General features: G+C 52.9%; 18 protein-coding genes. 14 read left to right on the plus strand and 4 right to left on the minus strand.

Annotated elements, in window-relative coordinates:
* Positions 1–80 precede the first annotated feature (80 nt).
* Positions 81–1025 carry an HTH-type transcriptional regulator CysB gene (gene cysB / locus AWT75_RS03750; RefSeq protein ID WP_062787463.1) on the minus strand — a complete coding sequence of 315 codons (945 nt, stop codon included), beginning with the start codon at positions 1023–1025 and terminating at the stop codon, positions 81–83.
* Positions 1026–1147: 122 nt separating this feature from the next.
* On the opposite strand from cysB, the gene AWT75_RS03755 reads away from it, so the two are divergent.
* From AWT75_RS03755 to ispH, 8 genes are all read left to right on the plus strand, one after another.
* Positions 1148–1852 carry a phosphoadenylyl-sulfate reductase gene (locus tag AWT75_RS03755; protein WP_062787466.1) on the plus strand — a complete coding sequence of 235 codons (705 nt, stop codon included), beginning with the start codon at positions 1148–1150 and terminating at the stop codon, positions 1850–1852.
* A gap of 46 nt (positions 1853–1898) precedes the next feature.
* A complete protein-coding gene (locus AWT75_RS03760; RefSeq protein ID WP_062787469.1) occupies positions 1899–3557 on the plus strand; it encodes a nitrite/sulfite reductase in 1659 nt (552 codons plus the stop codon).
* Positions 3541–4053: a DUF934 domain-containing protein gene (locus AWT75_RS03765; protein ID WP_045847599.1), complete on the plus strand. Its 513-nt coding sequence runs from the start codon at positions 3541–3543 to the stop codon at positions 4051–4053. The genes AWT75_RS03760 and AWT75_RS03765 overlap by 17 nt, the downstream gene beginning before the upstream one ends.
* A 238-nt stretch (positions 4054–4291) precedes the next feature.
* A complete protein-coding gene (locus AWT75_RS03770; protein WP_062787473.1) occupies positions 4292–4966 on the plus strand; it encodes an OmpA family protein in 675 nt (224 codons plus the stop codon).
* A 130-nt stretch (positions 4967–5096) separates the two neighbouring features.
* Positions 5097–6032, plus strand: a complete 936-nt coding sequence (locus tag AWT75_RS03775; protein WP_062787476.1) for a bifunctional riboflavin kinase/FAD synthetase — start codon at positions 5097–5099, stop codon at positions 6030–6032.
* Positions 6029–8815, plus strand: a complete 2787-nt coding sequence (gene ileS, locus AWT75_RS03780; protein ID WP_062787480.1) for an isoleucine--tRNA ligase — start codon at positions 6029–6031, stop codon at positions 8813–8815. The genes AWT75_RS03775 and ileS overlap by 4 nt, the downstream gene beginning before the upstream one ends.
* 71 nt (positions 8816–8886) lie before the next feature.
* A complete protein-coding gene (lspA, locus tag AWT75_RS03785) occupies positions 8887–9378 on the plus strand; it encodes a signal peptidase II (protein WP_239689453.1) in 492 nt (163 codons plus the stop codon).
* Positions 9379–9426: 48 nt separating this feature from the next.
* Complete coding sequence (ispH, locus tag AWT75_RS03790; RefSeq protein WP_045847594.1) at positions 9427–10362, plus strand: 4-hydroxy-3-methylbut-2-enyl diphosphate reductase; 936 nt, start codon at positions 9427–9429, stop codon at positions 10360–10362.
* A 66-nt stretch (positions 10363–10428) separates the two neighbouring features.
* Here ispH and iclR read toward each other — a convergent pair whose 3' ends face one another.
* Positions 10429–11274 carry a glyoxylate bypass operon transcriptional repressor IclR gene (gene iclR / locus AWT75_RS03795; protein WP_062787486.1) on the minus strand — a complete coding sequence of 282 codons (846 nt, stop codon included), beginning with the start codon at positions 11272–11274 and terminating at the stop codon, positions 10429–10431.
* A 301-nt stretch (positions 11275–11575) separates the two neighbouring features.
* Here iclR and gcl point away from each other — a divergent pair, with 301 nt between their 5' ends.
* The 3 genes from gcl to AWT75_RS03810 are packed head-to-tail and all read left to right on the plus strand — an operon-like array spanning position 11576 to position 15070.
* Positions 11576–13321 carry a glyoxylate carboligase gene (gene gcl / locus AWT75_RS03800; RefSeq protein WP_062787489.1) on the plus strand — a complete coding sequence of 582 codons (1746 nt, stop codon included), beginning with the start codon at positions 11576–11578 and terminating at the stop codon, positions 13319–13321.
* Between the two features lie 59 nt (positions 13322–13380).
* Positions 13381–14157 (plus strand): hydroxypyruvate isomerase, encoded by a 777-nt coding sequence (gene hyi, locus AWT75_RS03805; RefSeq protein ID WP_062787492.1) that lies wholly within the window; start codon positions 13381–13383, stop codon positions 14155–14157.
* 25 nt (positions 14158–14182) lie between these two features.
* The gene (locus tag AWT75_RS03810) at positions 14183–15070 is read left to right on the plus strand and encodes a 2-hydroxy-3-oxopropionate reductase (RefSeq protein ID WP_062787495.1); all 888 of its coding nucleotides are present in this window, start codon (positions 14183–14185) and stop codon (positions 15068–15070) included.
* 179 nt (positions 15071–15249) lie between these two features.
* Here AWT75_RS03810 and AWT75_RS03815 read toward each other — a convergent pair whose 3' ends face one another.
* Together AWT75_RS03815 and uraH are read right to left on the minus strand one after the other, a co-directional pair.
* On the minus strand, positions 15250–16491 hold the full coding sequence (locus tag AWT75_RS03815) for a urate hydroxylase PuuD (protein ID WP_062787498.1): 1242 nt from the start codon (positions 16489–16491) through the stop codon (positions 15250–15252).
* Between the two features lie 29 nt (positions 16492–16520).
* Positions 16521–16874: a hydroxyisourate hydrolase gene (uraH, locus tag AWT75_RS03820; RefSeq protein ID WP_062787501.1), complete on the minus strand. Its 354-nt coding sequence runs from the start codon at positions 16872–16874 to the stop codon at positions 16521–16523.
* 641 nt (positions 16875–17515) lie between these two features.
* Here uraH and puuE point away from each other — a divergent pair.
* The 3 genes from puuE to AWT75_RS03840 are packed head-to-tail and all read left to right on the plus strand — an operon-like array spanning position 17516 to position 19604.
* Entirely contained in the window at positions 17516–18454 is a 939-nt protein-coding gene (gene puuE / locus AWT75_RS20735; RefSeq protein WP_082695931.1) for an allantoinase PuuE, read from the plus strand.
* Positions 18451–18981, plus strand: coding sequence for a 2-oxo-4-hydroxy-4-carboxy-5-ureidoimidazoline decarboxylase (gene uraD, locus AWT75_RS03835; RefSeq protein WP_062787511.1), 531 nt, complete (start codon positions 18451–18453; stop codon positions 18979–18981). The genes puuE and uraD overlap by 4 nt, the downstream gene beginning before the upstream one ends.
* A complete protein-coding gene (locus tag AWT75_RS03840; RefSeq protein ID WP_062787514.1) occupies positions 18978–19604 on the plus strand; it encodes a LysE family translocator in 627 nt (208 codons plus the stop codon). Before uraD ends, AWT75_RS03840 begins: the two co-directional genes overlap by 4 nt.
* The last annotated feature ends 19 nt before the right edge of the window (positions 19605–19623 follow it).

Below are 19623 nucleotides of genomic sequence, written 5' to 3' on the forward strand. Positions count from 1 at the left end.
TGTGTGCAGTGGCTAATAAAATAGTACTGCGCCCCTGAAGCAGGAAGGCACAACGCTGGAATGGAGGGGTGTTTCGGGTCTTAGTCGTCCAGATCGCTGTCATGGGCAAGCAGGGCTGCTTCCACTTCGCGGCGGTGCAGATGCGGCGCAAACAGTTCGACAAAGGTATAGGCAAAGCCGCGCAGGTAGGCGTCCTTGCGAATGCCGATCTTGGTAGTGGACGGCTCGAACAGATGTCCTGCGTCGATAATGCGCAAGCCGGCATCACGATTGGGCTCGAATGCCATGCTGGCGATGATGCCGATGCCCAGGCCCAGGGCAACATAGGTCTTGATCACATCAGTATCGATGGCGGTCAGCACGACATTGGGGCTGAGGCCCTGGTCGGCAAAGGCTTTGTTGATCTTGGAACGGCCGGCAAAGGCAAAGTCGTAGGTGACAATCGGATAGCTGGCGATGTCAGCCAGGGTGAGTGGACGATCCAGCTGCAACAAGGGGTGATCTTGCGGGACAACCACCGAGCGGTTCCACTCGTAGCAAGGCAGCATGGCCAGCTCTTTATAAAGAGCGATGCCCTCGGTGGCGACAGCCAGGTCTGCCTCGCCAGAAACAACCATCTCGCAAATCTGGGTGGGGCTGCCTTGCTTGATCGACAGCTTGACCTTGGGATAGCGTTGCACGAAAGCGGCAATGGTGGGAGGCAGGGCGTAGCGTGCCTGGGTGTGGGTGGTGGCAATGGTGAGCGCACCTTCCGATTCGCGCGAGAATTCATCCCCGACGCGCTTCAGGTTCTGCGCTTCGCGCAGGATGCGCTCGGAAATGCGCAACACTTCCTTGCCCGGTTCGGATACCGAAACCACGCGCTTGCCATTGCGGATGAACACCTGGATGCCCAGCTCGTCTTCCAGCAAGCGGATTTGTTTGGAAATGCCCGGTTGCGAAGTGTGCAGTTTCTCTGCCGCTTCGGACACGTTCAGACCCTGTTTGGCCACTTCGACCAGATAGCGCAGCTGTTGCAGTTTCATAAGACGGGCATATTCCATAAAACCTGTAGGCATTAAATACTAACACAATATTCTTTTAGGTTTATATAGGGCTTGGGTAGGATGATGCCCTAGCCAGACTTTACCTATTCGTGGAGCGCTCGATGAGCCTGGATGTAAAACTTGCAGCAACTCAAGCCCTGTTGACCGAAATTGCCGCCAAACACCCTGACGCAGTGCTGGCCAACAGCTATGGTGCCGAAGACATGGTGCTGACCGACCTGATCGCCCGCCTGTCCCTGCCGCTGCAGGTGTTCAGCCTGGACACCGGTCGCCTGCCTGCCGAAACCTATACCCTGATGCAGCAGGTTGCCGAGCGTTATCCTGCGGTAGCGGTCAAGGTTTACTTCCCGGAAACCGCTGCAACCGAAAGTTATGTCAACACGCATGGCATCAACGGTTTCTATCAAAGCGTTGAATTGCGCAAGTCCTGTTGCCAGATCCGCAAGATCGAGCCGCTGAAGCGCGCCCTGGCAGGCAAGTCGGCATGGATTACCGGCCTGCGACGCGAACAGTCGCCCACCCGGCAAGACCTGGGTAATCAGGAGTTTGACGCAGACAACGGCTTGATGAAATTCAATCCGCTGATCGAGTGGACCGAGGCCGAAGTATGGGAGTACATCCGCCGCAACGATGTACCGTACAACGCCCTGCATGATCAGCGATATCCTTCCATCGGCTGCGCTCCTTGCACTCGCGCCATCACCGTTGGCGAAGATGTGCGAGCCGGACGCTGGTGGTGGGAAAACCCGGAATCGAAAGAGTGCGGACTGCACATCAAATCCAGTCCTCTCAAGCGCCCAGCATAAGGCTGGCCGTTCCTACCAGGCCAACCTTACCCAAGGACAAGCAACCATGTACCGTTATGATGAAGTCGACCATCGCATTGTGCGCGAGAGAGTTGAACAGTTTCGCGATCAGACCCAGCGCTTTCTGAGCGGCGCGCTGACTGAAGATGAATTCCGCCCACTGCGCCTGATGAATGGCCTGTATGTGCAGCGCCATGCGCCCATGCTGCGTGTGGCCATTCCCTATGGTCACCTGTCCAGCCGTCAGCTGCGCAAGCTAGCGCACATTGCCCGCACCTACGACAGGAACTACGCACACTTCACCACGCGTCAGAACATCCAGTTCAACTGGCCGGAACTGGCGCGCGTGCCTGATATTCTGGCCGAACTGGCCGAAGTGGAAATGCATGCCATCCAGACTTCCGGCAACTGCGTGCGCAATACCACCACGGATGCCTTTGCCGGCGTCGCCCAGGACGAATTGCTCGATCCGCGTGCCTACTGCGAAATCATCCGCCAGTGGAGCACTCTGCACCCGGAATTTGCCTTCCTGCCGCGCAAGTTCAAGATTGCCGTATCCGGCAGCGTGGAAGACCGTGCCGCAACGCAAGTTCACGACATTGGCCTGCATGTCGTGCGCAATGAGGCAGGTGAAGTCGGCTTCAAGGTGATTGTCGGCGGTGGTCTGGGGCGTACCCCGATTGTTGGCGAGGTGGTGAAGGAATTCCTGCCCACCCGCCATCTGCTGACCTATCTGGATGCGGTGCTGCGCGTTTATAACCGTTTTGGTCGCCGTGACAACAAGTACAAGGCGCGGATCAAGATTCTGGTCAAAGCCATGACTGTTGAGGGCTTTGCTGCCAAGGTCGAAGACGAATGGCTGCATCTGAAAGATGGCCCATCCACCCTGCGCGATGTGGATGTGGCCCATTACGCCAGTTACTTCACCGATCCGGCCTATGAGGTGCTGCAGTCCAATCCGCCAGAACTGACAGAAAAACTGGCTGCAGAGCCTGCATTTGCCCGTTGGCTGGAGCGCAACACCCGTCCTCACAAACAGGCCGGTTATCGTTCTGTCGTACTGTCATTGAAGAAGACCGGCGTACCGCCGGGCGATATCACCGCAGAACAGATGGACGCCGCTGCCGACTGGGCTGACCGCTTTGGTTATGGTGAGCTTCGTGTGGCGCATGAGCAGAACCTGATCCTGCCGGATGTACGCGAACGGGACTTGTATGAAGTATGGCAACTGGCCAAGAGCCAGGGTTTTGCCACCCCCAATATCGGCTTGCTCACCGACATCATCTGCTGCCCTGGCGGTGACTTCTGCAGCCTGGCCAATGCGCGTTCCATTCCGGTTGCCGAAGCCATCCAGACCTGCTTTGAGGATCTGGATTACCTGTTCGACCTCGGCGAGATCGATTGCAATTTCTCCGGCTGCATGAACGCTTGCGGTCACCATCACATCGGTAATATCGGTATTCTTGGTGTGGATAAGAATGGTGAGGAGTGGTATCAGATCACGCTGGGCGGCAGTCAGGGAAGTCATACCACCATCGGCAAGGTAATCGGCCCCTCCTTTGCCCAGGCGGATGTGCCACTGGCTTTTGAAAAAATCATGACGGTCTATCTGGAGCAGCGCACAAACGGAGAGCGCTTTATTGAAACCGTACGCCGTATCGGCCTCGACCCCTTCAAGGAGCGCGTGTATGCGAAGCATCATTAAGGATGGACAAATTACGCAGGACAGCTGGCAGGTATTGCGTGCTGATGAGCAAGGCCAATACCCGCAAGTGGCTGCGGATGTCGATGTGATCGTTCCCCTTGCATTGTGGCTGGCGGACAAGTCTGCCTGGCAGGGCCGGGTTGGCAAAACGGCAGTGTGGCTGGCTCCGGATGCCGATCCGGCCTTGTTGGCCGCTGATTTGCCGGACTTGCCTCTGGTTGCGGTCGATTTCCCGGCCTTTACGGATGGTCGCGGTTACAGTCTCGGTCGCTTGTTGCGGGAGCGCTACAGCTATGCCGGTGAGCTAAGAGCGCTCGGCGACGTATGGGTGGATTTGCTGCACTATCTGTGGCAAGTCGGCTTCAATGCCTTCGAAATCAAGGATGGCAAGGACACTGATGGTGCGCTGGCCGGATATGACACCTTCACAGAACGTTACCAATCGACACACAGGGAACCTGTTCCGCTGTTTCGTCGGCGTGTAACATCTCAGTGATAGTGTCGTGTGAATGAGACAGAATGACGGCCTGGCTGCAGATTTATGATGCTTTTCTGCAACAATTCCGCGGCTTTTGCCGTCGTGCTGTGTTGACACCGGATAGACGCATTTCTATAGTGCCCGTTAACTGCATAAACACAGTTTGGCGCTTACCCTGTTGTTTGCAGTAGAATTGTCCGCGTGGTGTTTGCGTCAACCGCATCAATACCGATTCATAGATAAAAGAGGGAATAATATGACTAAACAGCTGAAACTGAGCGCCTTGGTTGCTGCTCTGCTGGTTTCCGCTAGCGCGTTCGCAGCTAAGCCGGGCTACACCGTTGATCAATCCACCGATGCCGTTTCCCGTAACAACTACGGCGAATGCTGGCATACCGCTTACTTCGACAAGGCCAAGGAAGGCCTGGTTGAGTGTGGTGATCGCGAAGCTGCCAAACCGGCTGCTCCGGTAGCTGAAGCTCCGAAGGCTGCCCCGGTTTCCGTGAAGGAACATGTAACCCTGTCCGCCAAGGTACTGTTCAACTTCGACAAGGCTACCCTGCGTCCGGATGCCAAGAGCGAACTGGATCCGCTGGTTGCCAAGCTGAAGGCTCACGCTGGTGAAGGTCATCTGAACGGTGTTGAAATCGACGGTTACACCGACTTCATGGGTTCCGACAAGCTGAACAACGCTCTGTCCCAGAAGCGTGCTGATGCTGTTAAGGCTTACTTCGTTGACGCTGGTGTACCGGCTGAGAAGGTTACTGCCGTAGGCAAGGGCAAGGCTGATGCCAAGATGACCGACGAGTGCAAGGCCAAGTTCCCGAAATACGCCAAGAACAAGAAGCAGAATGCTGAAATCAAGGCCTGCATCGAGCCGGATCGTCGTGTTGATGTTGTAATCGACGCCGTTAAAGTTACCACCAAGTAATTTGCGCTGGTAAACACCGAAAAGCCCCACAAACGTGGGGCTTTTTTGTTTTGTCACTTCTGATTACATGGCTGGACGCTACTGCTTGCCGGCGGCTACAATCATAAGTTTTCAGGATGCTAGGCGTCAGATGCAGGTATTTCTAGGAGATCCACGACGTTTCGGGCTCGCTGGCTGTGCATTGACCATTGGGAACTTTGATGGTGTGCATCTTGGCCATCAGCACATGCTGCGGCGTCTCAAGGACGAGGCTACCGCGCGCGCCTTGCCCACAGCCTTGCTGACATTCGAGCCGCATCCTCGTGAGTTCTTTACCCGAAGTAATCCTCCCGCCCGCTTGTCCACCTTGCGCGACAAGCTGAATGTCCTGCAAGCCTCTGGCTTGCTGGATTATGTGTTTGTCTTTCGCTTCAATCAGCGTTTTGCGAGCATGACTGCGCAGGATTTTATCCAGGATGTTCTGGTTCGGGACCTGAAAACGCGCTATCTGCTGATCGGCGATGACTTTCAGTTTGGTGCTGCGCGCCAGGGCAATTTTCAACTGTTGTCCGCCTGTCCGCATTTTGTGACTGAAGCGATGCCATCGGTTCTGGTACAGGGAGAACGCGCATCCAGCACGCTGGTGCGCGAACGACTAGCCTTGGGAGACCTGGACGCAGCCAATGCATTGCTGGGACGGCGCTACCAGATCTCCGGCAAGGTCATGCATGGGCAGAAGCTGGGGCGCACCATTGGTTTCCCCACGGTCAATGTGCATTTGCCACACCTGAAACCCGCTTTGCAAGGTGTGTTTGTGGTAGAAGTAGATACCCCGTTCGGACGCAAGGGCGGGGTGGCCAGTCTGGGGCTCAACCCTACGGTCAGCAATAGCAGTGATTACAAACTGGAAGCGCACCTGTTTGATTTTGCCGGCGATCTCTATGGCCAGCGTGTCACGGTGCATTTCCTGAAGAAGTTGCGCGATGAAGAGCGCTACGACAATTTACCGGCATTGGTAGCGCAGATAGAACGAGACGCTGCCAGTGCCCATACTTATTTGACCAGTTTGCAGCGAGAGCAGGCATGAGCATCGATTACCGTAAAACCGTCAACCTGCTGGATACCCCGTTCGCCATGCGAGGGGATCTGGCCAAACGCGAACCTGCCTGGGTCAAGCGTTGGCAGGAACAGAAGCGCTATGACAAAGTGCGCAAATTGTCTGCCGGTCGCCCGAAATTCATCCTGCATGATGGCCCGCCGTATGCCAACGGCGACATTCATATCGGTCATGCGGTCAATAAGGTATTGAAAGACATCATTGTCCGCTCCAAGACGCTGGCAGGTTTTGATGCCCCGTATGTGCCGGGCTGGGACTGCCATGGTCTGCCGATCGAGTTGATGGTGGAGAAGCTGCATGGCAAATCCATTCCTGCCGCCAAGTTTCGCGAGCTGTGCCGCGAATATGCCAAGGAGCAGATTGCCCGTCAGAAGAAGGACTTCATTCGCCTGGGCGTACTGGGTGACTGGGAGAATCCCTACCTGACCATGGATTTCAAGACCGAGGCTGACATCGTGCGCACGCTGGGCACGATTTACAGCAACGGTTATTTGTTCAAGGGCGAAAAGCCCGTGCACTGGTGCATCGAGTGCGGCTCCGCACTGGCTGAAGCCGAGGTTGAGTACGAAGACAAGAACTCCCCGGCAATCGATGTTGGTTTCCGTGTGCTGGATCAGGACAAGCTGGCGGCTGCATTCGGCCTGACTGCCGAGCAGGTGGCCGGTGCCATGGCCGTTATCTGGACCACCACACCGTGGACACTGCCGGCCAACCAGGCGGTGGCAGTCAGTGCTGCGCTGACTTACCAGTTGATTGATACCCCCAAGGGCAAGCTGATTCTGGTCAAGGAACTGGCCGAGTCTGCACTGCAGCGCTACGGTTTTGCTGATGCCAAGGTGCTGGCAGAGACTACCGGCGACAAGCTCGAAATGCTGCAATTGCAGCATCCGTTCTATGGCCGCAGCGTGCCTGTCATCTGTGGTGACCACGTCACTACCGATGCCGGTACCGGCCTGGTGCATACCGCCCCTGCACATGGCCTGGAAGACTTCCAGGTCGGTCAGCAATACGGCCTGCCGATTGATAACCCGGTTGCCGATGATGGCCGCTACAAGTCCACTACCGAACTGTTTGCCGGTCTGTCGGTATGGGAAGCCAATCCCAAAGTCATCGAAACGCTGGAACAATATGGCACCCTGATTCATCAGGCCCGTTTGCTGCATAGCTACCCGCATTGCTGGCGTCACAAGACACCCATCATCTTCCGTGCGACGGCCCAGTGGTTCATCGGCATGGACAAGCAGGGCAAGGATGGCGTGGCACTGCGCGAGCGTGCCAAGAGCGCGGTCGATGCAACCGAATTCTTCCCGGCATGGGGGCGTGCGCGCCTGGAAGCCATGATTGGTAACCGTCCGGACTGGTGTGTATCGCGCCAGCGTAACTGGGGCGTGCCGATGACCTTCTTCGTGCACAAGGAAACGGGCGAGCTGCATCCGCGTTCACTGGCCTTGCTGGAAGAAGTGGCACTGCGCATTGAACAGCAGGGTATCGAAGCCTGGTTCAGCCTGGATGCACAGGAGCTGCTGGGTAGCGAAGCCGCCGAGTATCGCAAACTGTCCGATACCCTGGACGTGTGGTTCGACTCAGGTTCCACCCACTTTGCCGTGCTCAAGCAGCGCCCGGAACTGGCTTGGCCTGCCGACCTGTATTTGGAAGGTAGTGACCAGCACCGCGGCTGGTTCCAGTCCTCCCTGCTGACAGGTTGCGCCACCATTGGTCGCGCACCGTACAAGCAATTGCTGACCCATGGTTTCGTAGTGGATGGCAAGGGCCTGAAGATGTCCAAGTCCAAAGGTAATGTCGTAGCGCCGCAAAAGGTGAATGACAGCCTGGGTGCCGACATTCTGCGTCTGTGGGTGGCCTCCACCGATTACTCCGGTGAACTGGCGATTTCCGATGAAATCCTCAAGCGGGTGACCGAAAGCTACCGCCGCCTGCGTAATACCCTGCGCTTCCTGCTGGCCAACCTGTCGGATTTCGATCCGCTGGAAAATGCCGTGCCGTTTGGTGAAATGCTGGAGCTGGATCAATACGCCCTGCTGATGTCGCGTCAGGTTCAGGAAAAAGTGGCGGGCGAACTGTACACCCGTTATGCCTTCCACCATGCCATGCAGGAAGTGGTGAATTACTGCTCGGAAGACCTGGGTGCTTTCTATCTGGACATCATCAAGGACCGTCTGTACACCACCAAGGCGGACAGTCATGCCCGCCGCAGCGCCCAGACAGCGCTCTATCATCTGAGCCGCAGCTTGCTGTTGTTGATTGCACCGGTATTGTGCTTCACCGCAGATGAAGCCTGGGAAGTCCTCACCAAGAGTGATGAAGAGTCCACCCTGTACCACACCTGGCATGAGTTTCCTGCACTCACCGCGGCCAGCGAGCAAGCCTTGCAGCAGAAGTGGCAAGCCATTCGCAGTCTGCGCGCCCAGGTCAACAAGCAGATTGAAGAGCTGCGCAGTGCCGACCAGCTGGGTTCCTCCTTGCAAGCCGAGCTGGATATCGAGGCCGCCGGTGATTTGTACCAGCAACTGGCCAGCCTGGGTGACGACCTCAAGTTTGTGCTCATCGTATCGGCCGCGCGCGTCCGTGAGGCCGAAGAGACTCGTATCACCGTGACACCTTCTGCACACCAGAAATGTGATCGCTGCTGGCACTATCGGGCCGATGTAGGGTCTCATGCCGGTCATGGCACAGTATGTGGACGTTGCGTCGATAATATCGATGGCAAGGGTGAAGTCAGAGCGCACGCCTGATTGTTCCCGAGCATCCCCCGGACAGGTTCCGGGGGATAGACCGGTAAGGAAGTCATCAAATGGAATCTGTCATGCAGGTGCCTCACGCCAGAGTCTGGAGCAAATGGATGGGGCTGGCATTGCTGGTCATCGTTCTGGACCAGCTCTCCAAGATTTATTTCAATACGCAGTACCAGTTTGGTGAAATGCGGGATGTCATTCCTGGCTATTTCAGCTTCACCCTGATTTACAACCCGGGCGCTGCATTCAGTTTCCTGCGTGATGCAGGTGGCTGGCAGAAGTATTTGTTCACCCTGCTGGCGCTTGGTGTTTCAGCCTATCTGGGCTGGAACATCATCAGGGGGCGCTTTGGCCGTCTGATGAATATTGCTGCCAGCTTCATCATGGGCGGTGCCATCGGGAATGTGATAGATCGGCTGGCCTATGGTCATGTGGTCGATTTCATCCTCGTGCATTACCAGCACAGCTGGTATTACCCTGCTTTTAATCTGGCAGATTCCTTCATTTGTGTCGGTGCCGTGCTGATGGTGCTCGACAGCCTGAAGCAACCCAGAGCGCATTGAACCTGTTTTTGCCACCCATCGTGTGGTGGCGTTTTGCAAGGACTACAGATGACGAAGACCATTATGCTGGCCAACCCGCGTGGCTTTTGTGCCGGGGTGGATCGGGCCATCGCCATCGTCGAGCGTGCCATCGAGAAGTTTGGCGCTCCCATTTATGTCAGGCATGAAGTGGTGCACAACCGCTTTGTCGTGGAAAACCTGCGTGCCAAAGGTGCCATTTTCATCGAAGAGCTGAAAGACGTACCCGCCGGCAGCACACTGGTGTATTCCGCTCATGGTGTGCCGCTGGCTGTACGTGCCGAAGCCGAGGCCCTCGGCTTGCAAGTGTTTGACGCAACCTGTCCGCTAGTGACCAAGGTGCATGTCGAAGTGAAGCGCATGCACAAGGCCGCGATGGAAATCATCATGATTGGTCATGCCGGCCATCCTGAAGTCGAAGGAACCATGGGGCAGGTGGATAGCGGCATGTATCTGGTGGAAAGTGTTGAAGATGTTGCCCGCCTTGAAGTGCGCAATCCTTCGGCGCTGTCTTATGTCAGCCAGACCACGCTTTCCGTCGACGAGACACGGGACATCATCACAGCACTCAAGCAGCGCTTTCCCGCCATTACCAGCCCGAAAAAGGACGATATCTGCTATGCCACGCAGAATCGTCAGGATGCGGTCAAGGTACTGTCCGACCAGTGCGACATCATCGTGGTAGTTGGCTCGCCCAATAGCTCCAACTCCAATCGCCTGCGCGAAGTTGCTGCATTGCGAGGCGTGGACGCGTATATGGTGGACAATGCTTCTTTGCTCAAGCCAGAGTGGTTTGACGGCAAGCAGCGGGTTGGTGTCACTGCGGGGGCTAGCGCTCCGGAAGTGCTGGTCCAGGCGGTTATCGAACAGATTCGCAGCTATGGTGCTGAAAGTGTGTCTGAACTCAGTGGTGTGGAAGAGTCCACCGTGTTTGCCCTGCCACCGGGTTTGCGAGATCCGCAATAGTTTTGGTTCATCCAGTCAAAGAAAAGGCTCTGCATTGGCAGAGCCTTTTTTATTTGGCGGCGGCAATCAGCTGGGCTTTCTTGCTTTTCCGCCATACAAACGGGTGATTTCGCCAGCAGCCCGCATCACCAGAGAGCCCAGGTGGGTGATGCGCTCATCTGGAATGCGCGATGCAGGTCCGGAAACCGAGATAGCGGCAAACGCATTGCCAGATTCATCGTAAATGCAACTGGCAACACAGCGCAGGCCAACTGCATGCTCACCGTCATCAACAGCAAATCCCTGTTTATGGATTTGTGCCATCTCCTCTTTCAGCCTTGCCGCGGTCGTGATGGTATTCCCGGTAAACAGAGGCAGACCGGTCTTCTGCAAGATGCGGCCAATGTGCGCTTCATCCTGCGCTGCGAGAAATGCCTTGCCTGCTCCTGATGCATGCAGGGGAAGTCGTCCGCCTATCGGTGCGAGCATGCGCATCAGCTCGCGGCATTGCACTTGTCCCACCACGACGCTTTGCCAGGCGTCAGTGTCGAAAACCACCAGATTGCTGGTTTCACCCGCCGCCTCCATCACTTGTCGCAAGATCGGCATTGCCAGCGTGGACAAGTCGCGGCTGCTCAGAAAGCCACTCCCGACGGTAAAGGCGCGGACGCCTATGCTCCACAGCCCCAGCTCTCCAGTCTGTTGAACAAAACCCATTTGCTGCATGGTGGTCAGCAAGCGATGTGTCGTGGAGTTTGGCAGCCCAACCTGCATCGAAAGATCGGTCAGCATGATACCAGCCGGTGCTTCTGCAATGCGCTCAAGCAAAACCAGCCCCCGGGTTAGCGATTGCACTTGGCCTGTGTTGGCCACCTGGCCATCGGTACGCTTGCGTGTATTGCCACGGGCGGGAAGTGTATCGGCTTTGCTCATAAATCCTCGTTGTTGATTGTGGATTGGGCGCTGTGTGCTGTGCAATTTTACGCCTTAGGTACAGCTGAGTGTAATAACTGCCTGGATAGGAGGTTTTCAAGTTTGAAAAGTAATGAATTGGTCTGTTTTACCATAAATGAAAATTCACTAACTTGATGAAAATAAACGATATTTCATGTAATTTTCCAAAAATGGAAACCACTTCCATTTGCCATTGACTGAAAATTGTTGCGCAGGATAGTCTCCAAACAAATAGGCTGCAACCAGTGTGGTGAGGCCTGCTTAACCTAGGAGCTATCCAATGGCCAAAATGCGAGCAATCGAGGCTGCAGTACACGTGCTGATCAAGGAAGGGGTGACCACTGCCTTTGGTGTACCCGGTGCTGCGATCAATCCCATGTATGCCGCCATGAAGAAGATAGGTGGCATACGCCATTTTCTGGCACGCCATGTTGAAGGTGCATCGCACATGGCAGAAGGTTTTACGCGGGCACGGGCTGGCAACATCGGTGTCTGCATTGGTACCTCAGGTCCGGCAGGGACCGACATGATTACCGGCTTGTACTCGGCAGCAGCGGACTCCATTCCCATCCTGTGCATAACCGGGCAGGCACCACGCTCACGCTTGCACAAGGAAGATTTCCAGGCAGTGGATATCAAGGAAATTGCACGTCCGGTGTCCAAATGGGCGACTACCGTGATGGAAGCTGCGCAACTGCCAGGCGCATTGCAACAGGCATTTCATTTTATGCGTTCAGGGCGCCCTGGTCCGGTATTGCTGGACCTGCCTTTTGATGTGCAAATGACTGAAATTGAATTCGATCCGGAAACCTACCAACCGATGCCGGCATTCAAGCCACGTGCCACGCGTGCACAGGTTGAAAAGGCACTCGCAATGCTGTTGGACGCCGAGCGTCCGGTAATTGTCGCCGGTGGTGGCGTGATCAATGCCAATGCCTCCGCAATGCTGACCGAGTTTGCCGAAATTGTTCAGATTCCGGTGATTCCTACCCTGATGGGATGGGGCTGCATTCCTGATGACCATCCGCTGATGGCCGGTATGGTGGGACTGCAAACCTCACATCGCTATGGCAATGCCACTCTTCTGGCTGCTGATTTTGTCTTTGGTATCGGAAACCGCTGGGCCAACAGGCATACCGGCTCGGTCGAGGTCTATACCCAGGGCCGCAAATTCGTTCACATCGACATTGAACCCACCCAGATCGGACGGGTATTCGCCCCCGATTTTGGTATCACCTCTGATGCTGCCATGGCATTGGAACTAATGATTGAAGTGGCACGTGAATGGCGTTCCCAAGGGCGCTTGACCATTCGGCATGACTGGCTGCAGGCGTGCCAGCAGCGAAAGGCCAGCATGTTGCGACGTTCGGATCACGCCGACACGCCAATCAAACCGATGCGCGTGTATGAAGAGATGAATCGCCATTTTGGGCGCGATGTCCGCTATGTCAGCACCATCGGTCTGTCGCAGATTGCTGCGGCCCAGTTCCTGCATGTTTATCAGCCTCGCAACTGGATCAACTGCGGCCAGGCTGGACCACTGGGCTGGACCATTCCCGCGGCACTTGGTGCCAAGGTGGCGGATTCCACACGCGAAGTGGTCGCCATCTCCGGGGATTATGACTTCCAGTTCATGGTGGAAGAGCTCGCCGTCGGCGCGCAGTTCCGCATCCCATACATTCATGTGTTGGTTAACAACAGCTATCTGGGGCTTATTCGCCAGGCACAACGTCAGTTCGATATCGACTACTGCGTACAACTGAGTTTCGAGAACATCAACGCTCCAGAGCTTGGTAGCTATGGTGTTGATCACGTCAAGGTAGTGGAAGGGTTGGGCTGTAAAGCGGTACGAGTGACTGACCCGGAACAGCTGGCAACAGGCTTTGCCGAGGCACGCCGCTTGATGGAAGCATTTTCTGTACCGGTTGTGGTCGAGGTCATCCTTGAACGGGTCACCAATATTGCCATGGGTACTGAAATCAATGCCATCAACGAATTTGAAGATATTGTCGATTTGACCGTGTAAGTCGGCAATAACCATGTGGCCGGCAAACTTGACCGGCCGACATCCTGTGGGAGAGTCCTATGCCAAGATTTGCCGCCAACCTCACCATGCTGTTTAACGAAGTGGATTTTCTGTCACGTTTTCAAGCCGCAGCCAAAGCCGGATTTCGGGGAGTTGAGTACCTTTTTCCCTATGGTTACGACAAACAGCAACTGGCTGAGCTATTGGATAAGCACCAGCTAGAACAAGTACTACACAACCTTCCGGCAGGTAATTGGGCGGCTGGTGAGCGTGGAATCGCTTGTCTGCCTGACCGTAAAGCAGAATTTCAGGATGGCGTTGGCGAAGCAATCAGCTATGCAAAAGCGCTTGGATGCCGTCAATTAAACGTTCTGGCAGGTATACGCCCCCAAAATGCAGACCCCGATGTCGTACTGGAAACCCTGCACAACAACCTGCGATTTGCTGCAAAAGCCTTGAAAGATGAGGGGATCAAACTATTAGTCGAGCCTATCAATACATTCGATATTCCCGGTTTTGTGGTGTCCCGAACCCGACAGGTACTCGCCATGATACGGGAACTTGGCTGCGACAATCTGTATGTCCAGTACGACATTTATCACATGCAACGTATGGAAGGAGAGCTGGCCCAGACACTGCAGCTACAACTACCGCATATCGCACATATCCAGCTGGCAGATAATCCGGGCCGGCACGAGCCTGGCACGGGCGAAATCAATTATTCCTTCTTGTTCAGTTTCTTGGATCGAATTGGATATCAAGGGTGGATTGGTTGCGAATACAAACCTAAAAGTACTACCGTCGCTGGCCTGGGCTGGATGAAGCAGTACCAGTAAGTTTGATTAAAACGAGGAGACATAGATGAAAAAAATTGGATTTATCGGACTGGGCATCATGGGTGCTCCTATGGCCAAACACTTGCTAGAAGCTGGCCATTCACTATTCGTCAATTCACGCAGCGGCGTACCTCAGTCTTTGACAAGTTATCAGCTTACTGTTTGTGACAGTGCGAAACAGGTAGCGGAGCTAGCCAACATCATTATTCTGATGCTGCCAGATACCCCAGATGTGGGAGCCGTATTGTTTGGGGCCAATGGCGTGGCTGAAGCAAATCTTAGCGGCAAGGTAGTCGTGGATATGTCATCCATTTCCCCGATTGAAACCAAGAAATTTGCCAGTCGGATAGAGCAATTGGGTGGGCATTATCTAGATGCTCCAGTCTCTGGGGGGGAGGTGGGAGCACGTGCAGCCAGCTTATCTATCATGGTAGGAGGGCTACAGCCTGTCTTCGAACAAATGCTACCCGTATTGCAATTGATGGGGAAAAATATCACCAGGGTTGGTGGCAATGGAGATGGCCAAACTGCCAAGGTAGCCAATCAAATAGTAGTTGCATTGACTATCGAGGCGGTGGGTGAGGCACTACTGTTTGCCTCGCGTGCAGGAGCTAACCCTGAAAAGGTAAGGCAGGCGCTACTAGGAGGCTTTGCTTCTTCCAAAATACTGGAAGTGCATGGTGAACGTATGGTAAAGCGGACATTTGATCCAGGATTCCGAATTACATTGCATCAAAAAGACCTCAATCTGGCGCTAAGCAGCGCCCAGCAAATGGCATTGGCTTTACCTGCAACGGCACTGGCGCAACAGTTGTTTAATAGTTGTGTTGCTCAAGGTGGTGGGTCTTGGGATCATAGTGCGATGGTACGTGCGCTGGAGAAACTATCTGATTATTCTATTTCAGCACAGTAGTTTTGAAATAGCGATTTGTTGATAGTGTATTACGATCGGGGTGGATTTATCCACCCCATTTTATATTGCAAGATTGAGTGAATTTTAAATGCACTTCAATCCTGATTTATGGAAAATAGTTGAAAATAAAAAAGGTGAAACTGATAAAAGTCTCACCTGAATGAAGGAGTGCCTGTTCTTTATGGTAGCCACTGGGAAATCTGCAGTCGCTCCTCGTCACTCATTTTTGTTAGATTGGCCAAGGGCATGTATTTACTGGCTACTACTTGTTTGATTTTGGTGTGATGTCTTTGGATATCCTGATCATTATCAAGTAGTATGCCTGCCGGCGCGGCACTAAATCCGACTTGCGTGGGCCTTGCTGAATGGCACGAAACGCAGCGCTCTTGCAGGATGCGACTGACCATATGGATATTATTGCTTGTAGCAGGCAAGGATTTATTGTCATTGCTATTGCTACTCCTTGTTTCTGTCGGGACTGTTTTGATGTCAGTGGGTGCCGCTATCATTCCAATGACAAACAAGAGAATTCCACTGGCCGCTGGTAAAGTCAGCATATTCTGACCTTGGTGGCGTAGCACAAAATACTGTCTGATTAGTGCCCCGGACAGAATGAATAGCGTCATGATGAACCACGATGCCTCATTACTGTAAGCAAAGGCATAGTGGTTGCTGATCATCAGAAAAACCACAGGTAGTGTAAAGTAGGTATTGTGTACAGACCGTTGTTTTCCTCGCTTACCATCTAGTGGGTTGGGTTGTTCTCCGGAGTTAAGTGCTTTTACCATTCTTCGCTGACCTGGAATGATCCAGAAGAATACATTTGCAGACATACATGTTGCCATGACTGCTCCTGTCAGAAGGAATGCAGCACGCCCTTGAAATACATGACTGCTGAAGTACGCGACTCCTGACATCAGAATTGCAACAGCGATGCTCAAGAGACCATCTCTTTGCATTTCTGGACTTATTCGGCGGCATAACTCGTCGTAAAGCAGCCATCCAACAATAAGTAATGCAAGTGCAGCTACACCGGCTTCTCCTGGGGTCAATACTGCTGCCCAAGCCCAGGGGCTTGCCGGATTAACCAGATAGACAGAAGCATTGCTCAGGTATAACAAGCAGAACAAGGCAAAGCCTGAAAGCCAAGTAGTGTAAGACTTCCAGAATGACCAGTGTAGCTTTTCATCTAAAGGGAAAGGAGGGTGGGTCAGATATTTCTGATTGTGGTAGAAACCACCACCGTGTACCGATGACATTTCACCAATCAAATCATAGCGTGAATCCTTTTCTTCATTTGGCTTTGTCAGGCTGTTGTCTAGCATGACGAAGTAAATTGATTCACCGATCCAGGCAATGGCGGCAATGACATGCAACCAGCGTAGCAGCAGGTTGCCAAACTCCGTGAGATAGCTTTCCATAAGTTTTTTCCTGATAGAAAGAATGGTAGTCAGCTGCCGCGGTAAGTTGAGTACGTCCATGGTGTGACAATTAGTGGGACATGATAATTTTGACTGGTGTCGGCAATACCAAAGCGCAGTATTACACGGTCTATAAAACTGGGCTGAGTCAGTTTTACGCCTTGCGCAATAAAGTAATCACCTGCATAAAAGATCAGTTCGTAGATGCCGACTTTCATCTCATCACTGTTCAATAAAGCCTTGCTGCTCCGACCATTCTCATCGGTATGCTGCTGACACAGCAGGCTCCGTTTTTCTTCTGTTACACGGTATAGCTCGAAGTACATCCCCTTTGCGGCCCGACCATGCATGGTGTCCAAAACATGTGTGGAAATATGTCCCATTATTGTCTCCTGGGTAAGAAAGTCCTGTCTTTTAGTTCAGCTTGAATTCATTTTTTAGGATTGTTGTAAAGCATGAATCTGGCGATATTGTTTTGTTTTTGTGGTAATTGTCAATATTTGAATGAAGGTGCATGCCATGTTGTAGCAATTGGAAAAGTGAAACACCATCCTTTTTGATGAGTAAGTAAATTCTTCCCTTCAATGGCACTATCTCTTATCCGGTTTGGCGTAAATGCCGATAGGCTATGAGCAGCGCGCTTATCCTTGAAAGCTTGTGATGGTGTGATTTTATTCTGTGAGTTGGTCTGAAGCTGTACTTTCAGACATGTTTATCCCGTTGGGAGCTACGGTACGCTTGGGATTGATGAATCGAAACCGAGTAGATGATCAATTTGCTACATTCGGTGCGAAATCCATGCGGAGAATGCAGGGGGGAGGTCGTGGATGTGTTGACAGTGGTGTTGATAAATACGAAGTGCGTCAGCGTATCAATACTTATAGGTAGTTATAGCAACTGGTGTGGATTAATGTATTCAGAATCGGGATGATTGGATGTAAATGTTAGTATCGCGTTTGAGTGTGTCGATCCTTTTTGTTTTGTCGAGGATGTCAGTGTATGCCAAGGCGAAGGAGTTCATAGCATGAAGAGAGATTATCCACGCGATATGGTCGGCTATGGGAAACAGCGCCCACCGGTGTGTTGGCCAGGCCAGGCCAGAGTGGCAGTTCAATTTGTTCTCAATTATGAGGAAGGTGGAGAAAGTAATGTTCTTCATGGCGATGCCGTTTCAGAGCAGTTTTTATCAGAAATTGTAGGAGCTGCTGCATATGCGGCACGTCATATGTCGATGGAAAGCTTATACGAATATGGGTCACGTGTTGGAGTATGGCGTATTTTGCGTGAATTCGAGCGGCGTGAATTGCCATTGACAGTTTTTGCTGTTGGTATGGCGCTAGAGCGTAATCCGGAAGCTGCAGCTGCATTTGTGGAGCAAGGTCATGAACTGGCATGTCATGGTTATCGCTGGTTACATTACCAAGATATAGATGTAGGACTGGAGCGAGAGCATATGCAACGTTGTGTTGAAATCGTGCAGCAATATACCGGTGAGCATCCTGCAGGCTGGTATACGGGAAGAGATAGCCCCAATACGCGACGCTTGGTGGTTGAAGAGGGAGGATTTCTATACGACGCGGATAATTATGGTGACGAATTACCCTTTTGGACCGAAGTGCGTTTGCACAATGGGGAATGCAAACCTCATCTGGTGCTGCCATATACGCTGGATGCTAACGATATGCGCTTTGTTTCCCCGCAAGGGTTCAATACAAGCAAGCACTTTTATCAGTACCTCAAAGACAGTTTTGATGTGCTGTATGCCGAAGGTGAATCATCCCCGGCAATGCTGTCGATTGGTTTGCACTGCCGCTTGATCGGGCGGCCTGGTCGCTTCGCTGCGCTACAAAAATTTCTTGATTACGTTCAACAGCATCAATGGGTATGGATATGCCGCCGCGTTGATATTGCCCGCCACTGGGTACGCCATCATCCTTATTCTGCGCGGGAGGTATGCCCATGAAACCTCGCATGACACTAGAGTTATTGAACCAACTGCCGTTTGATGATTTTGTTGATGCACTTGGTGGGGTATTCGAACACTCTCCCTGGGTGGCCGAACGTACTGCTGCTTTGCGTCCGTTTCATTCGGTGATGGAACTGGCTGCAGTAATGAGCGCCGAAGTGGAAAAGGCAGGCTACGGCCCGCAGATCGCGTTGATCAGAGCACACCCGGAGTTGGCAGGCAAAGCTGCAGTTCGTGGTGAATTGACCCGGGAGTCCTCGGAAGAGCAGGTGGGAGCTGGGCTGGATCAATGTTCACCCGAAGAGTTCGCCCGGCTGCATCATCTTAATCAGGCTTATCAGGCTAAATTCGGGTTTCCTTTCATTCTTGCCGTTCGTGGATATGACCGAATGGGAATTCTCCGTGAGTTTGAACGACGTTTGGGATCTGAAGTTGAAGAAGAACGTCGTGAGTGCTTGAAGCAAATATACCGCATTGCACGTTTACGCTTGGAGGCCATGTTTCCTGAGGATGTTGCTCGATGACTGCTGAGATGTTGGTCTTGTACCTGTTAGCCATTACGGTAGTGATTGCTGTGCCGGGCCCCTTGTCTCTTTTCATGGTCGGTAACGCAGTTCAATACGGTGTATGGCGGAGTTGGCCAGGTTTTGTTGGAGGAGTTCTGGCCTCGGTCAGTTTGTTACTGTTGTCTGCACTAGGGATTGGCTCCCTGTTATTGACATCTCCTTCTATGTTTTTGCTATTGCAGCTGTTTGGGGCTTGCTATTTGTTATATCTGGGGTTGCGAACATGGCAAGGAAGAATGAAATCTATTCAGGTGGAAATGAGTGGCCCGCCGATTGGCACTGAGCTCTTTTCCAAAGCCTTTCTGCTTGGTATCAGTAATCCAAAAGATATTGTGTTTTTTTTGGCACTTTTGCCACAGTTTTTGGTATCAACGCAACCACTGTTTCCTCAACTTGTATGGATGATTGTTGGGTGGATGGTTGTGGATTTTTTTTGCAAGTTTGGCTATGGATTGTTGGCTAATTACTTGCTGTCCAAGATGGCTGGTCTTCGTAAGTTCTTTCTCGCTGTTTCAGCTTTATGTTTTTTCTCTATTGGTGTAGTCCTGCTCGTACAAACCGTAGCACATACTGTTCATTAAAATAGTTTTTTTAATATTG

The organism is Aquitalea pelogenes, assembly GCF_001515305.1.
GTDB classification, from domain to species: Bacteria; Pseudomonadota; Gammaproteobacteria; order Burkholderiales; family Chromobacteriaceae; genus Aquitalea; species Aquitalea pelogenes.

What these genes read in the sequence shown, in the direction of transcription:
- AWT75_RS03810 (WP_062787495.1), top strand. Translation starts at nt 14,183, where the DNA reads ATGAAAAAAATTGGATTTATCGGACTGGGCATCATGGGTGCTCCTATG.
- AWT75_RS03760 (WP_062787469.1), top strand. Translation starts at nt 1,899, where the DNA reads ATGTACCGTTATGATGAAGTCGACCATCGCATTGTGCGCGAGAGAGTT.
- hyi (WP_062787492.1), top strand. Translation starts at nt 13,381, where the DNA reads ATGCCAAGATTTGCCGCCAACCTCACCATGCTGTTTAACGAAGTGGAT.
- cysB (WP_062787463.1), bottom strand. Translation starts at nt 1,025, where the DNA reads ATGAAACTGCAACAGCTGCGCTATCTGGTCGAAGTGGCCAAACAGGGT.
- AWT75_RS03815 (WP_062787498.1), bottom strand. Translation starts at nt 16,491, where the DNA reads ATGGAAAGCTATCTCACGGAGTTTGGCAACCTGCTGCTACGCTGGTTG.
- ileS (WP_062787480.1), top strand. Translation starts at nt 6,029, where the DNA reads ATGAGCATCGATTACCGTAAAACCGTCAACCTGCTGGATACCCCGTTC.
- uraD (WP_062787511.1), top strand. Translation starts at nt 18,451, where the DNA reads ATGAAACCTCGCATGACACTAGAGTTATTGAACCAACTGCCGTTTGAT.
- ispH (WP_045847594.1), top strand. Translation starts at nt 9,427, where the DNA reads ATGACGAAGACCATTATGCTGGCCAACCCGCGTGGCTTTTGTGCCGGG.
- iclR (WP_062787486.1), bottom strand. Translation starts at nt 11,274, where the DNA reads ATGAGCAAAGCCGATACACTTCCCGCCCGTGGCAATACACGCAAGCGT.
- AWT75_RS03770 (WP_062787473.1), top strand. Translation starts at nt 4,292, where the DNA reads ATGACTAAACAGCTGAAACTGAGCGCCTTGGTTGCTGCTCTGCTGGTT.
- AWT75_RS03775 (WP_062787476.1), top strand. Translation starts at nt 5,097, where the DNA reads ATGCAGGTATTTCTAGGAGATCCACGACGTTTCGGGCTCGCTGGCTGT.
- AWT75_RS03840 (WP_062787514.1), top strand. Translation starts at nt 18,978, where the DNA reads ATGACTGCTGAGATGTTGGTCTTGTACCTGTTAGCCATTACGGTAGTG.
- AWT75_RS03765 (WP_045847599.1), top strand. Translation starts at nt 3,541, where the DNA reads ATGCGAAGCATCATTAAGGATGGACAAATTACGCAGGACAGCTGGCAG.
- gcl (WP_062787489.1), top strand. Translation starts at nt 11,576, where the DNA reads ATGGCCAAAATGCGAGCAATCGAGGCTGCAGTACACGTGCTGATCAAG.
- lspA (WP_239689453.1), top strand. Translation starts at nt 8,887, where the DNA reads ATGCAGGTGCCTCACGCCAGAGTCTGGAGCAAATGGATGGGGCTGGCA.
- uraH (WP_062787501.1), bottom strand. Translation starts at nt 16,874, where the DNA reads ATGGGACATATTTCCACACATGTTTTGGACACCATGCATGGTCGGGCC.
- AWT75_RS03755 (WP_062787466.1), top strand. Translation starts at nt 1,148, where the DNA reads ATGAGCCTGGATGTAAAACTTGCAGCAACTCAAGCCCTGTTGACCGAA.
- puuE (WP_082695931.1), top strand. Translation starts at nt 17,516, where the DNA reads ATGAAGAGAGATTATCCACGCGATATGGTCGGCTATGGGAAACAGCGC.